This window comes from Chryseobacterium wanjuense (assembly GCF_900111495.1).
GTDB classification, from domain to species: Bacteria; Bacteroidota; Bacteroidia; order Flavobacteriales; family Weeksellaceae; genus Chryseobacterium; species Chryseobacterium wanjuense.
Genome location: NZ_FOIU01000001.1, coordinates 2,564,968 through 2,578,199, shown reverse-complemented (window position 1 = coordinate 2,578,199; position 13,232 = coordinate 2,564,968). Strand labels below are relative to the sequence as shown.

Annotated in this window: 12 protein-coding genes; 3 read left to right on the top strand and 9 right to left on the bottom strand. The window is 35.5% G+C overall.

Translation table 11 applies throughout. The annotated features are described in order from the left end of the window. Window positions 1-164 precede the first annotated feature (164 nt). Entirely contained in the window at window positions 165-716 is a 552-nt protein-coding gene (locus BMX24_RS11420) for a pyruvate decarboxylase (RefSeq protein ID WP_089792635.1), read from the bottom strand. Window positions 717-888: 172 nt separating this feature from the next. On the opposite strand from BMX24_RS11420, the gene rpsO reads away from it, so the two are divergent. The 3 genes from rpsO to BMX24_RS11405 all read left to right on the top strand — a co-directional run bounded on the left by rpsO (window position 889) and on the right by BMX24_RS11405 (window position 4,458). Then, on the top strand, window positions 889-1,158 hold the full coding sequence (gene rpsO, locus BMX24_RS11415; protein WP_089792633.1) for a 30S ribosomal protein S15: 270 nt from the start codon (window positions 889-891) through the stop codon (window positions 1,156-1,158). Window positions 1,159-1,465: 307 nt separating this feature from the next. Then, on the top strand, window positions 1,466-3,652 hold the full coding sequence (locus BMX24_RS11410; protein ID WP_089792631.1) for a polyribonucleotide nucleotidyltransferase: 2,187 nt from the start codon (window positions 1,466-1,468) through the stop codon (window positions 3,650-3,652). Between the two features lie 374 nt (window positions 3,653-4,026). Beyond that, window positions 4,027-4,458, top strand: a complete 432-nt coding sequence (locus tag BMX24_RS11405; RefSeq protein WP_089792629.1) for a cold shock domain-containing protein — start codon at window positions 4,027-4,029, stop codon at window positions 4,456-4,458. A 301-nt stretch (window positions 4,459-4,759) separates the two neighbouring features. On the opposite strand, the gene BMX24_RS11400 is transcribed toward BMX24_RS11405, so the two are convergent. From BMX24_RS11400 to BMX24_RS11365, 8 genes are all read right to left on the bottom strand, one after another. After that, entirely contained in the window at window positions 4,760-7,177 is a 2,418-nt protein-coding gene (locus BMX24_RS11400; RefSeq protein WP_089792627.1) for a TonB-dependent receptor, read from the bottom strand. A 4-nt stretch (window positions 7,178-7,181) separates the two neighbouring features. Next, a complete protein-coding gene (locus BMX24_RS11395; RefSeq protein ID WP_089792625.1) occupies window positions 7,182-7,622 on the bottom strand; it encodes a MarR family winged helix-turn-helix transcriptional regulator in 441 nt (146 codons plus the stop codon). 171 nt (window positions 7,623-7,793) lie between these two features. Continuing rightward, window positions 7,794-8,885, bottom strand: a complete 1,092-nt coding sequence (locus BMX24_RS11390) for a DNA polymerase beta superfamily protein (protein WP_089792623.1) — start codon at window positions 8,883-8,885, stop codon at window positions 7,794-7,796. After that, a complete protein-coding gene (locus BMX24_RS11385) occupies window positions 8,860-9,285 on the bottom strand; it encodes a hypothetical protein (protein ID WP_089792621.1) in 426 nt (141 codons plus the stop codon). The genes BMX24_RS11390 and BMX24_RS11385 overlap by 26 nt, the downstream gene beginning before the upstream one ends. Before the next feature lie 6 nt (window positions 9,286-9,291). Continuing rightward, on the bottom strand, window positions 9,292-10,002 hold the full coding sequence (locus tag BMX24_RS11380) for a hypothetical protein (RefSeq protein ID WP_089792618.1): 711 nt from the start codon (window positions 10,000-10,002) through the stop codon (window positions 9,292-9,294). 94 nt (window positions 10,003-10,096) lie between these two features. Next, complete coding sequence (locus BMX24_RS11375; protein ID WP_089792616.1) at window positions 10,097-10,828, bottom strand: ATP-grasp domain-containing protein; 732 nt, start codon at window positions 10,826-10,828, stop codon at window positions 10,097-10,099. Window positions 10,829-10,858: 30 nt separating this feature from the next. After that, window positions 10,859-11,611 (bottom strand): nucleotidyltransferase domain-containing protein, encoded by a 753-nt coding sequence (locus tag BMX24_RS11370; protein ID WP_089792614.1) that lies wholly within the window; start codon window positions 11,609-11,611, stop codon window positions 10,859-10,861. A 180-nt stretch (window positions 11,612-11,791) separates the two neighbouring features. Next, on the bottom strand, window positions 11,792-13,174 hold the full coding sequence (locus tag BMX24_RS11365) for an RtcB family protein (RefSeq protein ID WP_089792612.1): 1,383 nt from the start codon (window positions 13,172-13,174) through the stop codon (window positions 11,792-11,794). Window positions 13,175-13,232 lie beyond the last annotated feature (58 nt).

Genomic DNA, 13,232 nt, shown 5'->3' with positions numbered 1-13,232 from the left:
CAGAAAACTACAGGTGTCTGAAGAAATTTCAATTGAGATTGTTTGGAATGAATTGTTTTTATCTAAATTAATAAAAATAATTTAAATTATTCACTATTTCATGAATTTAAATTAATGAAATTCAATGGAGTGCATAATATTTTTTGAAAGTAAATGGAAAGAGATTAGAACCCTGCTTCTGTAGAAGGTTTTAGTTTTCGAAGTTGTTTCAGAATACCTTTTATTGCTCCGTTTGTTCCGATTTTTACAGAATTTACGGTAGAACCCAGAAGGCGAACATTCTTGCGATACGTGTCGTAATCAGTTTCTGTAATGAGATTTCCTTCAGCATCAAAAAGTTTCATACTTACCACTACCTGATTGGAAAAGACATATTTCCCGATTCCCACTTTGAAATATTTTACTTTGGGTACAATGGCAAAATCTGCGTCATTGTTGAGGCAATAGTCGGCTATGGTTTTTTTGTCGATACTGTCAAAAGGGATCTGGATTTCTGTGCGCAGCATTTTATTTTTCCTTTCGCTCAGATTGTCAGAAACCGCACTGAAGAATGCATAATTCGTTGGTTCTTTGATTTCCTCGACATCAGGCTCTACCTCAGGATTGAAGTACAGGACTTTTTTGATCTTATCATCGGCATTTTTCTGTGCTTTTAAAGAAGAAATGCCTATAAATAAAACTGCAATGAATATTGTAAATGTTATAATTTTTTTCATCAGTAATCGTTTGCAAAATTACTGTCTTTTAATGGGATGACATAATTTTTTTAAGAAATTTTTAACATTTTTTTCTATCAATTTTAATATATAGAATCAATAATGTTTGCAGAATTAAAATAAAGTCGTAATTTTGCACCCGTTACATAATAATCATTTAAATAATATTGGAATGTACTTAAATACAGAAAAAAAGCAGGAAATTTTCGCGAAACATGGAAAATCTGCACAAGACACAGGAAGTGCTGAAGGACAAATTGCACTTTTCACTTTCAGAATCAACCACCTTTCTTCTCACTTGAAGAGCAACCACAAAGATTACAACACAGAAAGATCTTTGGTGAAATTGGTAGGTAAAAGAAAAAGATTACTAGATTATCTTAAAAACAAAGATATCGCAAGATATAGAGCAATTATTGCTGAACTAGGTTTAAGAAAATAATCTACAAAGATTTTCAAATAAAAGCAACTTCGAAAGAGGTTGCTTTTTTGTTGCGGTAATTTCAAATGGTAGGTTTTCAGTTAATTATCAATGACAAAAAGGATTTTTATTTTTATTAAAATAGAAAGAAACTCACTGTTTATTCTTTTATTAAAAGACCATTCATTGCTAAAATCGTAGGTGTAATTTTGAGATTTTAATGCTAAAAATTTAAAAAATCATTATAATATATTACCTTTGCAACGAAAATTTAAAGAGTTTAAATATTTAATCGTACTCAATACGGAGTACAAGAAGACAATTTTTTATGAGTATACCTCAAGCGTTTACAGAAACGATTACTCTTGCAGACGGCAGGGAAATCATTATTGAAACGGGGAAATTGGCAAAACAAGCCGATGGAGCCGTAGTCGTAAAATGTGGCGGAACAATGCTTTTAGCAACTGTTGTAGCCGCTAAAGAAGCAAATCCGGGTGTGGATTTTTTACCACTGACAGTAGATTACAGAGAAAAATTCTACGCAGGTGGAAGAATTCCTGGAAACTTTTTCCGTAGAGAAGCAAAGCCTTCTGATAACGAAGTGCTTACAATGAGATTGGTAGACAGAGTATTACGTCCGCTTTTCCCTGAAGATTTCCACGCGGAAGTACAGGTGATGATCTCATTAATTTCTTATGATAAAGCAGTAATGCCAGAAGCTTTGGCTGGTTTGGCAGCTTCTGCAGCGATTGCTATTACAGATATTCCTTTCGACGGGCCAATGTCTGAGGCAAGAGTTATAAGAATCGACGGAGAATTATCAATCAACCCTAGTTACGAAGATTTATTAAAAGCAGATATCGATATTATGGTGGGAGCTACTAAAGACTCCATCGTAATGGTAGAAGGGGAGATGAAGGAGATCACAGAGCAGGAAATGCTTGAAGCGATCAATTTCGCTCACGTTGAAATTAAAAAACAGATTGAAGCTCAGGAAAGACTGGCTGAAAAAGTTGGAAAGTCTTTACCTAAAAGAGAATATTCTCACGAGGTTCATGACGAAGATATCCGTACAAAGGTATGGAACGAATGCTACAATAAAGTATATGAAGTAGCAAGAACTCCATCAAACAAAGAAGAAAGACACGAAAAATTCAAGGCTGTTCTTGATGAATTCTTAGCTCAATATGTTGATAATGTAGAAGAACTGGAAAGAGTAACTCCTTTCGTAAAAGTATATTATCACGATGTAGAAAAAGAAGCGATGCGTCAGATGATTCTGGAAGACAATATTCGTCTTGATGGTCGTGATCCGAAAACGATCCGTCCGATCTGGTCAGAAATCGACTATCTTCCGGGAGCTCACGGTTCAGCAGTCTTTACAAGAGGGGAAACTCAGTCTCTGACAGCTGTGACATTAGGTTCTATCAAGGATGCAAACATGATCGACAGCGTAATTACGCAGCACGACGAAAAATTCTTCCTACACTACAACTTCCCTCCATTCTCAACGGGTGAAGCAAGACCTTTAAGAGGGACTTCAAGAAGAGAAGTAGGACACGGGAATTTGGCTCAAAGAGCTTTAACAGCAGTTATTCCGGCAGAAAATCCATATACAATTAGAATTGTTTCTGATATTTTAGAATCAAACGGTTCGTCTTCAATGGCAACGGTTTGTGCAGGAACATTGGCATTAATGGATGCAGGGGTGAAAATCACAAAACCGGTTTCAGGTATTGCAATGGGTCTTATTACTGATAAAAAATCAGGAAAATGGACGGTTCTTTCCGATATCTTAGGAGATGAAGATCACCTTGGTGATATGGACTTCAAAGTAACGGGAACTGCAGATGGAATCACGGCTTGCCAGATGGATATTAAAATCCAGGGACTTTCTATGGATATCATGGAACAGGCTTTAATGCAGGCTAAAGACGGTAGATTACATATCTTAAATAAAATCACAGAAACAATTTCTGAACCAAGAGCAGACGTGAAGCCTCACGCTCCGAAAATGGTGGTAATGGAGATCCCGAAAGACTTCATCGGTGCTGTAATCGGACCTGGTGGAAAAATTATTCAGCAGTTACAGAAAGATACAGATACAGTAATCGCAATCGAAGAACAGGGTGAAATCGGAAGAATTGAGATTGCAGGAACAGACAGAGAAAAAATCAATGCAGCTGTTGCTAAAATCAATGAAATCACTTTCGTACCGGTTGTAGGAGAAGTTTACAAAGGTAAAGTAGTGAAAGTAATGGATTTTGGAGCTTTCGTTGCTATTGCTAAAGGTACGGAAGGGTTGCTTCACATCTCAGAAATCGAGTGGAAGCGTCTTGACAAGGTTCCTTATGCTGAAGGTGATGAGGTAGAAGTAAAATTCATGGGTTACGATGATCGTAAGAAAATGAAACTTTCAAGAAAAGTTCTTTTACCAAGACCTCCAAAACCGGAAGGCAAACCAAGACCGGAAGGACAGGCTCCAGCAAGTGAAAAACCAGCTGATCAGGCTTAAAAAATAGAAACCACCGAATTTTTTCGGTGGTTTTTTTATGAGTCTTTAAGTAACATTGAATGAAATACACCTATAACTAAATTGAAAGTCAATTATTTAAATGAGAACGGGGTTGTTTCATGTATTTATTTTTCGTATATTTGTATATTATCTTAAAGACAAGTTCTCTGCTTTCGCAGTGTTGTGGTTATTTAGAATGTCATTTCATTCTTCATTTTTTTCAAATTGTTCTCTGAACAATCAGTTCTAATAATAAAACAACCAGAAAACATATTACATCTCTTTTGGAAAGATGTATTAATATTAAGTTTAAATATAATACTATGTTTAAACAAGAAAATAGTACTCAGTAACAATTAAATTTTAAAAAATATATGGCAGATTCTTTCTCTAAAAAAGAAAATTTCAAGAAAAAACTTCAAAAACAAAAAGAAAAAGCTCAGCGTCGTGAAGAGCGTAAAGCGAGCAATGATAAAGGCAAAAGCCTTGACGAAATGTTCATGTATGTAGATGCAAACGGTCAACTAACATCTACTCCTCCTGATGGTAATACAAAAGCGGAAATAGATCTTGATAATATTCAGCTTGGCGCTGCACCTATCGAAACCGAAACAATAAAAACAGGAATTGTAACATTTTTCAGTGAAAAAGGATACGGATTTATTACGGAAGATAAAACCAAAGAAAACGTTTTCTTCCACAATAACAACTGTATAGATCAGATTAAAAAAGGGAACAGAGTATCTTTTGAAAAAGAAAAATCTCCCAAAGGATTTTCTGCAATCGAGATTAGATTGGTTAAATAATTAATCAAAAACATCATTTTAATTATATATATAAATCCTTCAGGTTGAAGGATTTTTTTATGCTTAAAAACTTAAAAAATTGAGCAAGAAAATAAGCTCCTTCCAGGAAGATCATAAAACTGCATCACTTCGAGTAGATTTTGAAAAAATCGTATCGAGAAGTTTGAATTAAAGTCTCAATAATTTTCTTCATCATTACGAAAATATTCGAACTGACGGAAGTTTTTTTCTGGATTAAGATTAATAACAAAACCCTCCAAATTCCGGAGGGTTATTTTATTTGATTTTAAAGTTAATTAAATTAACCGTTTCCAATTCTCTGCTTCAAATCATCCGCACCCCCTGTTTTTCTAGGCTGCCCGGATTTTCCTGAGCCGAAATTGTAAGTGTAAGAAAGCGTAACCACTCTCGTATCTCTTTCTACGACGAAGTTTTCTACATAATTATTAAATGTTGTCCGTGCTTTCGGATTGCTGGTGAAGAAAATATCATTGAAAGCCAGCTTCAAAGTGCTAGAATTTTTAAATTTCTTCTGTGCACCGATATTCAGGTACCAGATCGGTTTTACATCCATGTAAGCATACACTTCTCTTGCCTGGTAATTGCCTGTAAGTTCGGCTGTAAAGCCATTTCCAAGCTTAAATGAATTGATGCTGTTTAAAGAAAATGTAAAATTTCCTTTGTTGTTAATTTGTGTTCCCGAAACATTTCCGGTGTAAGAGCCATAATAGAAATTGGCGCTGTTGTTCATATCCCACCATTTTGCCATTTTAACGGGAGCGATTACATTCAACCCGAAATAGGAAGCAGAACTCAGATTTTCATTAGTCTGAACTGTAATATTTTCACCATTTTCAACAATTGGTTTAATGACTTCCGTAATGTTATCCGAAGTTTTGGAATAGCTTAACGTTGCAAAATATTTATTACTGAAACTGTATGTAAGCTCATAATTCATTGTTGTCTGCGGATTCAGATCAGGGTTTCCTGCTCTGTAGGTAGTTGGATCAAGATAAAATTTGAAAGGATTCAACTGATTATAGCTTGGCCGTGTAATTCTTCTACTAAAATTGATTTCAAGATTGCTTTTATCCGTCAGATCATAAGAAAACACGGCACTTGGAAATAATTGGGTATAATTCTTTTTATTTACCTGATTGGTCGTCATCTGAGTTCCTTTTACGTTGGTATTCTCCATTCTTAAACCGAAATTTGTACTAAATTTTTTCCATTTCTTAGAAACATTTCCATAAACTGCATTGATGTTTTCTTCATAAATAAAATGGTTGGTTTTTGTTTCATCTAAAATAGAAGTCCCTGAGCTTGCATCAAAAAATTTCAGGTCGTTATCAGCTTTTACGAAGCTTGTTTTTACACCGCCCTCCAGCTTCCAATCTTTTTTTAAAGCTTTTGTAAAATCTGATTTTAAAGAATAAATATTCAGGTTTCCACTGATATCTCCTTTCAGAATGTCCAATTGACTCAAGTTTCCGGAAAGGTCATAATTTCTTGTATCAAAATTCTGAAGTGAAGTATTGGAATAATTAATAAAGTCAAAATCCGTTGTCAGTTCAGAACCTAAAGAATCGATGGTGTATTTGTGATTTAAATTAAAAGAAACATTTTTCCAGTGGTCTTTAGAACGGTTTTGGGTAGTGAAAGTACCTGTAGGAAGGTGATCCGAACCGAGAATTGTACTCGAATTGTCACCTTTCGGATCAAATCTGTTGCTGATAAAACCTACCGAAAATCCAAGAATATTTTTATCATTCATATAATAATCCATCCCGGCTTTGGCGATATGATTCCTGAAATTCATTTTCAAAAAATTATCCTGTAAATAGGCTTTTTCAAAGGAATTATTTCCGTCATAGAAATTTCTGTCTAAAACAAGATGATTGAAAAATTCCCTATACGCAAAACTGTAATTCGCAAAAATGTTTACATTCTTATTCCGGTGATTGATGCTGAAATTGTTGTTGTTTTTAAAATATCTTCCCGTTCCCAAAGCAGTTGAAACACTTCCGTTTGTTCCTTTTCGCTGGTCTTTTTTGAGTTTGATATTAATAATTGAAGTTCCCGACGCGTCATATTTTGAAGAGGGATTGGTGATGAATTCTACCTTTTCAACGCTTGCAGATGGGATTCCGCGGAGGTAATTGGCAAGATCAGTTCCTGTCATCGGGGTATTTTTCCCGTCGATCTGTACTAAAAGATTTCCTTTTCCGCGAAGACTGATGTTGTCGTTGTTGTCGATCTTTACACCCGGTGCCTTTTCCAGTACCTCAAATGCTGAGTTTCCGGTACTTGCAATGCTGTTTTCGACGTTCAGGATCATTTTTCCTTCCTGTCTCTCGATGTAGGGTTTTGTCTTTGTAATTGTCACACCTTCAATGACTTTCTCATTCAGTTGAATGGAAGGCAGTGTTGTATTTCCTGTTACCGAAATATTGTCGGCTTTATAAGCTTCTGTTCCGTTTTTATTGATTTTTAACGAATAATTTCCAGAGGCAAGATCATTGAAACTGAAGTTTCCTTTGGAGTCTGCAATTTCGGTTTTAACTAATTTATTTTCAGAATTAAACAGATTGATTTCCATCTGATTGGCTTTATCAGAGTCTATTTTTCCCGATAAAGAAAAATTCTGTATGCTTTGTGCTGAAACTGTGCTTAAAAAAGACAGGATCCAAACAAAAATGAGTATAAATATTCTGGCCATTGTGTTATTTTTTAGTGTTGAGACAGTTAGTTGATATTTTTATTAATGCTGAATTCATGATTTGAAGTTCTTCTTTTGAAACACCTTTTAATGCGATTTTTCGGTTGTTCACAATAAGATTTTGTACTTTTTGGATGATTTCTTTTCCGGATTCCGTGACGTCCAGATCTGTTTTTCTGCGGTCTTCGGAGTTGGTATTCCTGTTGATGTATTCTGATTTTACCAGCAGATCAATAATTCTTGTTACCGAAGCATTATCCTTAAAAACCAAATCTCCGATTTCATGTTGTGTAATTCCGGGATTTTCTAAAATTGCTTTAATAATTAACCATTGATCGATGGTAATGTTAAATCCATTCGCTTTTAATTGACGCTGAGCGAAATTTCTATAGGCTCTGATCGCCTTATCTATATTATAAAATATAATTGAATCCAGTTTTTCCATGGTGAAAATTTTTAATGTAAATAAAAAATGATTTATCAAATATTGATATATCAATTAATTGGTAGAAGCTCTCGATATTTTGTTACAGAAAAAAATGAAAAATTTTCTATAAAAGATAAAAACCACTGTAAATAGTGGTTTTATGAGATCATTGGTGGAAATCAGATGAAATTATTTGTATAGATCTTCCCGAATATCAATTAAAATTTTCGTTGTTTTCTCCAAATCAGGGAAATCGGGAAGGGTAGAAATTGAATGATAATATTCAATAGACTTAATCAAATGCTCAGCTTTTTTCATCACATTTTCGTATGACCAGTTTCCGGCTTTGATGTCTAGCAATTCGTCGCGGTTTTCTACCCGGATGTTCAGAGAATTTGTTTTAAAAATCTGTTCACACGACTGCAACAGGCGAATGGTGTGCATCATGTTTTTGCTGTCGTAGTTTTGTCCGTGCTGCTGATTGACGTTGTATCGGTCTTCATTTCGTTCGGAAACCCACTTCCAATATTCCCGGTAATCTTTGCAGTAAGTGGAGTAGGCATTGAGGTTGCAGAACAGATAAGCGAGAGGTTTTTCCTCTTTCGGAACCGATGAAACAGAAACCTGATTGGCTTCTTCGTTTTGTATAATTCCTTTATATTTCAGCTCTCCCGATTCGTCGTAGAAAAGGGCAAACATTCCTTTGGTGTTGTCGAGGCTTACCAATCCGCATTTTTCCTGTAAAAGACCACCCCGTCCTTCGGATACCCCTCCAGAGAAGGGGAATTCTCGCAGCCATTTTTTCAATGGAACCGAACCGTGATTCTGCAGGATATAGCAAAAATCCAGGATAGATTTTCTTTCTTTATCGATGGGATTAAGGATTTTTTTGTTGAGTCCTTTCGCTTTTTTGATCTGTGAAATCGCATATCCCGCAAAGGTATCTTTACATAATTTGGAAAGGAAATCTTCAGGTTTCAAAAGATCCATCAACGGATTTTTCTGCAAAATACAATCTTCCGGACTGGCCAGAACTTCCAATATATTCGGATTGTTTTTCTGTAGTAATTCTACCAACCTCCCGATCTCATAATACGTAATATCATTCGTCTCATTGGAAATCTGCGGAATATAATTTAAACCAAAAAACTCTTCTTTCGGTAAATAATACACTCCACGGATGTCTGTGTCGGAGTTCTCCGTTGCAAGACCGAAAGAGCGGCTCCCGGAGATGGCTTGGAGGAGGAGGAGTTTTTTATTTTTTAAGGTTTGGATGGTCATAAATTTTTTTTTCTTTGATGATGATTTCTCCTTCTGCTATTTGATTAGAAATACTTGTAAAAACAGGATTGCTGCCTTGCTCCCAAATTTTATTTATATATATTAACGAGAAGTATTTATAATCTGACTTATTTTTAGCATTAAAACTGATGTGAAGAGTGTCTCTTTCTTTAGGAATATATTCGAAATCAAAAATATTTCCAGTATTTAATCTTGCAATTACGTTTTCTATTGTAATTCCATTACCCAGATTTTCTACAGGAATCATTATTTTTCCTCGTCTATCTGATTCTTTTAAACCAACAAATGTTCTCAAAGTCCAGATGTAGATATCTTTAATATCGAAAATATTTCCCTCAACACAGGTGCAAAATTGTAGTTCAGTATTCGGTATACACATAATAATTTAATCTAAAAAGTAAGGCGAAAAATCAATTCCCTGAATACCTCCCACGACTGGTAATACATTATCACCGTTCATCGTTACTTCATATTCATTGCAGGTAAGCTGTGAAATTTTCTGATGCCAGATTTTTTGGTATTCTTTTGCAATGTTGGGCAAATTGATGAGACAATGCAACCCTCCATTTGTCTTGATAAAAGTAAGACAATCCGAATTAATGCAATTTGAAATATCTGATTTAAATTTTTCAATGGCTTGCTGATGATTCCCGGTTTTAAAATCAATGTCCAGATCAAAGAAAATTTTCCTTGAAGTAGTGGTTTGAATTAAATTTAAAGCTAATGAATGTGGATGGATAGCATTATCATTCCGGATCAGTTTTTCTGAAATTTCTTTCATTAAAAACAAAGAAGCCTTATGCAGGTCTCGTGGATTCGGAGTGATATAAATTGCAAGATTATCTTGCGAAACTTCCATATTCCCAGATTCATACACACCTAAAGGTAGCTCAAGCTGCTTGATTTTTTGAAGAAGTCTTTCTTTTGTTGATGTAAAACGTTTTAATTGTGCTTTATCTGCTTTCAAACCTGTTTCCGGATTGTATTTTTTTCTTGCCAAAAGCGCTACGTAATATTGTTCGTTTGGCAGTAAATTTGGAAGCCAGTCGATGAATTGTTTTAGCTTTTCTTTGTTATAAATGATTTTATAGTTCATTTCGTTCTCTTTTTTTATTTATTAAGAGTGTTTTTAATGACAAAAGTCCCTATAATAGGGAACTTTTGTCAAATATAAATGTAATAATATTATTCTAATTTTTCACACAACTCTCCACAACCACCTCTAACGCTTTTTCCGCATCACAAGCATACAATCCCGAACACCAGGCCGGATTCGCTTCAATCAAAGCCCAGCCTTTCCCTTGAATAATTCCAAAATCAATAACGATCGCTTTGGGTAGCGTTTCAGAATATTGTTGAATAAAATTGTTAAAAAACTCAAACAAATCTCTTTGCTCAATTTCAGAAAGAAGATTGGTGTCAAAAGCATTGTTTCGCCAATAAGAAGAGTAAGTTTTTATTTCATTATTTAAAACAAAACACCTTACTTCAAGCTCCCACTCTACAACTTCCGAGGTGAAAACCATGCTTTCCAAGTCCAAAGAATCAAATCCTTTGATATTGGTAACTCTATCGAAAACTCCTGCCTTAAAACTTTTAAAATCAGAACATTTAATGAAAATATTTTCTTCATGCACAAAATCTTTCAGTTGACCGTAAGAGATTTTACGTTTTGTAAATTCTTCAGAAATCCTTGAAAGCCAATTGTCTGCAGGTTTTGAAAGAATCAGATTGCATTGATCTGCAACAATTTCCGCATAAATATCTTCACCATATACCGCAATGACATCTTCACGAAATTCTTTAGGAACATTCCATTTTGCATTAAAACGGTTCAATTCGTAAGGTGAATTGATAGATGCTTTTTTAAGGTTGTTGCTGTCTTCTGTATATATAGGAGATAGAGCGACTATGTTTTTCATGTTTTTGTTTAAGCTTTAAAATTAATGATTTTAACAATTTTCTAAAATTGTTCTGAATATTTTTTCCATCTCCCTCTTATCCGCATTTCCTCCCTTCAAACCTTTCGCTCTTTCTTCATTCTCTGCGACCATTTTCTCCAGAAATCCAAACAATTCCCAGTCATTCGGATGGTAGTAAGATTCTCCTTTGGTGGCTTTTAGAGCGATTAAATTTTCTATTTTCGTTTTGGTAAAATCATCCACTAAAACCAGCAGTTCACTGAACAAAACCGGAGGGACGGTTCCTTTTTCCAATATCCATTTTCCGGTTAGGGTTGTTCGAAGGCAGTAGAAATAGCTTTTCAGTTTTACTTCGTCGCTTCGGCAGGCTTCCAGATACTTTTTACTCATACTTAGGTAATGGTAAGAAACCGCTATCGGCGAAAAACAGGAATCAGCCAGAGATTTGAATACATCATAAAACTTATCATTTTTAACATACACGATAGGCGAATAAAACCAGCTCAGCAAAGCCGCATTCGACTTCAAGAGCAAATGGAAAGTCTTCCTCAAGTCCCAACCGGAACCATCCAGATCGTCTTCGGTCATAAATTCTATTGTTTCATCCTTGTCCCACGGCGACAGATACCAATCTTTTTCGTGCCGGTATATGAACCGTATGTCATAATCGCTGTCGGGAGACGCAAAACCCCATGCCCGGCTTCCCGATTCTACGGCAAGAAGTATTTCTATATTTCTTTTTGCTTCTATTTCTTTTAATTTTTCTAGTATTTTGGGTGTCATTTTTTTTGTTGTTTTATTGGGTTAAACGCAAAGGCGCAAATGTTAATTTTAAACTGCTTAAGGCGCAAAGATTTTATCTGCGATAAAATTTAATTCTGTTTAAATGAAAATCCTTGATTTTCTTGTGCCTTAAAAAGTATGGCTGTTAAAAGAAATTGCGCCTTTGCGATTGACCAACAACTATGCTTTTCTAAACTTCTTTTTCTTCTTCCAGGGTGCATTTTTCTGCACATCACCTGCCATAATACATCCGTAAGGCATTACTTCATCCAGCACTTCGCAAAGTCCATATTCTTCAATTTGAGCTCTTACGTTTTTGGCGCTTTTATAAGCAGTTGGAAGCTCGGAAATATCAATTTCATTAGAGTAAAAACGAACGTCTAGTCCTTTTGTTTCTTCTGCAAAAATTTCTTCGATCGTTTTATGAGCCAGTGATTTTTTATGCTGACTTCTGCTGAAATTTCTTCCCGCTCCGTGTGGCGCAAAACCAAGATTTCTTTCATTGGTTGTTCCCTGAACGATTAAAACCGGTTCAGACATATTCAACGGAATCAGTCTTGGTCCCGTAATATCCGGCATGAATTTATCATCAAGCGGAGTAGCTCCTTTAGCATGGTAAAACAAATCTCCATCTTTGAAAACGAAATTATGTTCATTCCAATATCTGTCCTGTTTCTCGATTTCCATTTTGGTTAAAACAGCATCGTGAATGGAAGTATGGTTTTCTTTTGTCCATTTTCTTATCAATTGAAGGGCTTCCCAGTAAGATTTTCCTTCTTCTGTTTCATAAGGGATCCATGCGTTTTCTCTTAATGTTTCAGGAGAAATTTCATGTCTGAATCTATTGGCCACTTTCATTCCTTTATCATACAATGCCGCTCCCGGAGCTCTCGAACCGTGGTGAGTGACCAGCATTGTATTTCCCGTGTTTTTGGAAATTCCGACAAATAGGAAATGGTTTCCGTCACCCTGAGTTCCCATATGCGAACGGGCGATGCTGATGAGTTTTTCATCATTCAGGAAATCATTTTCTCTGAAAGCATCCATCAATTCCTGAGACATTTCCATCTGCTCACCTCTCGGTCTTCCTCCGTATCCGAAATGTGTTACAGAATGAGCGGCATCCAAAACTTCCTTAGGATCGGCTTTTCCAAAATCCGTCAACATTACTGAACAGCAGATATCTGCGCTATGAAATCCTGGATGAATGGCATTTTTTGCCACAACAACTCCACCTACCGGAATCTGACCTTCCGGACCTGTCGGACAGGCATCGGGCATGATCGCTCCTTCCACTAGCGTAGGGGTTTTCATCAAAACTTTCATGGTGTTGATGACTTTTTCTACGTTGTCATTTTCGCTTTCGTGTTCGGCTCTGATGTTGATCACAAAATCTTTCGGAGTTTCGTGAAGCGAGATCAGTTCAGGTTGTTTGAATTGTTCTAGATATTCTTTAATTTGATTTTCGTCTAATTGATTTTCGTTGATATGCGCAATGGCTTCTTTGAACCATTTTGCTGATCTATATCCTAATTCTATTAAGTTATTTCCGTTAAATTCCATTTTTATTTCATTTTGATAATGCAAAGTAAGAATGCCAGTGTGCAATGTTTTTGCGTAG

What these genes read in the sequence shown, in the direction of transcription:
- BMX24_RS11420 (WP_089792635.1), bottom strand. Translation starts at nt 716, where the DNA reads ATGAAAAAAATTATAACATTTACAATATTCATTGCAGTTTTATTTATA.
- rpsO (WP_089792633.1), top strand. Translation starts at nt 889, where the DNA reads ATGTACTTAAATACAGAAAAAAAGCAGGAAATTTTCGCGAAACATGGA.
- BMX24_RS11410 (WP_089792631.1), top strand. Translation starts at nt 1,466, where the DNA reads ATGAGTATACCTCAAGCGTTTACAGAAACGATTACTCTTGCAGACGGC.
- BMX24_RS11405 (WP_089792629.1), top strand. Translation starts at nt 4,027, where the DNA reads ATGGCAGATTCTTTCTCTAAAAAAGAAAATTTCAAGAAAAAACTTCAA.
- BMX24_RS11400 (WP_089792627.1), bottom strand. Translation starts at nt 7,177, where the DNA reads ATGGCCAGAATATTTATACTCATTTTTGTTTGGATCCTGTCTTTTTTA.
- BMX24_RS11395 (WP_089792625.1), bottom strand. Translation starts at nt 7,622, where the DNA reads ATGGAAAAACTGGATTCAATTATATTTTATAATATAGATAAGGCGATC.
- BMX24_RS11390 (WP_089792623.1), bottom strand. Translation starts at nt 8,885, where the DNA reads ATGACCATCCAAACCTTAAAAAATAAAAAACTCCTCCTCCTCCAAGCC.
- BMX24_RS11385 (WP_089792621.1), bottom strand. Translation starts at nt 9,285, where the DNA reads ATGTGTATACCGAATACTGAACTACAATTTTGCACCTGTGTTGAGGGA.
- BMX24_RS11380 (WP_089792618.1), bottom strand. Translation starts at nt 10,002, where the DNA reads ATGAACTATAAAATCATTTATAACAAAGAAAAGCTAAAACAATTCATC.
- BMX24_RS11375 (WP_089792616.1), bottom strand. Translation starts at nt 10,828, where the DNA reads ATGAAAAACATAGTCGCTCTATCTCCTATATATACAGAAGACAGCAAC.
- BMX24_RS11370 (WP_089792614.1), bottom strand. Translation starts at nt 11,611, where the DNA reads ATGACACCCAAAATACTAGAAAAATTAAAAGAAATAGAAGCAAAAAGA.
- BMX24_RS11365 (WP_089792612.1), bottom strand. Translation starts at nt 13,174, where the DNA reads ATGGAATTTAACGGAAATAACTTAATAGAATTAGGATATAGATCAGCA.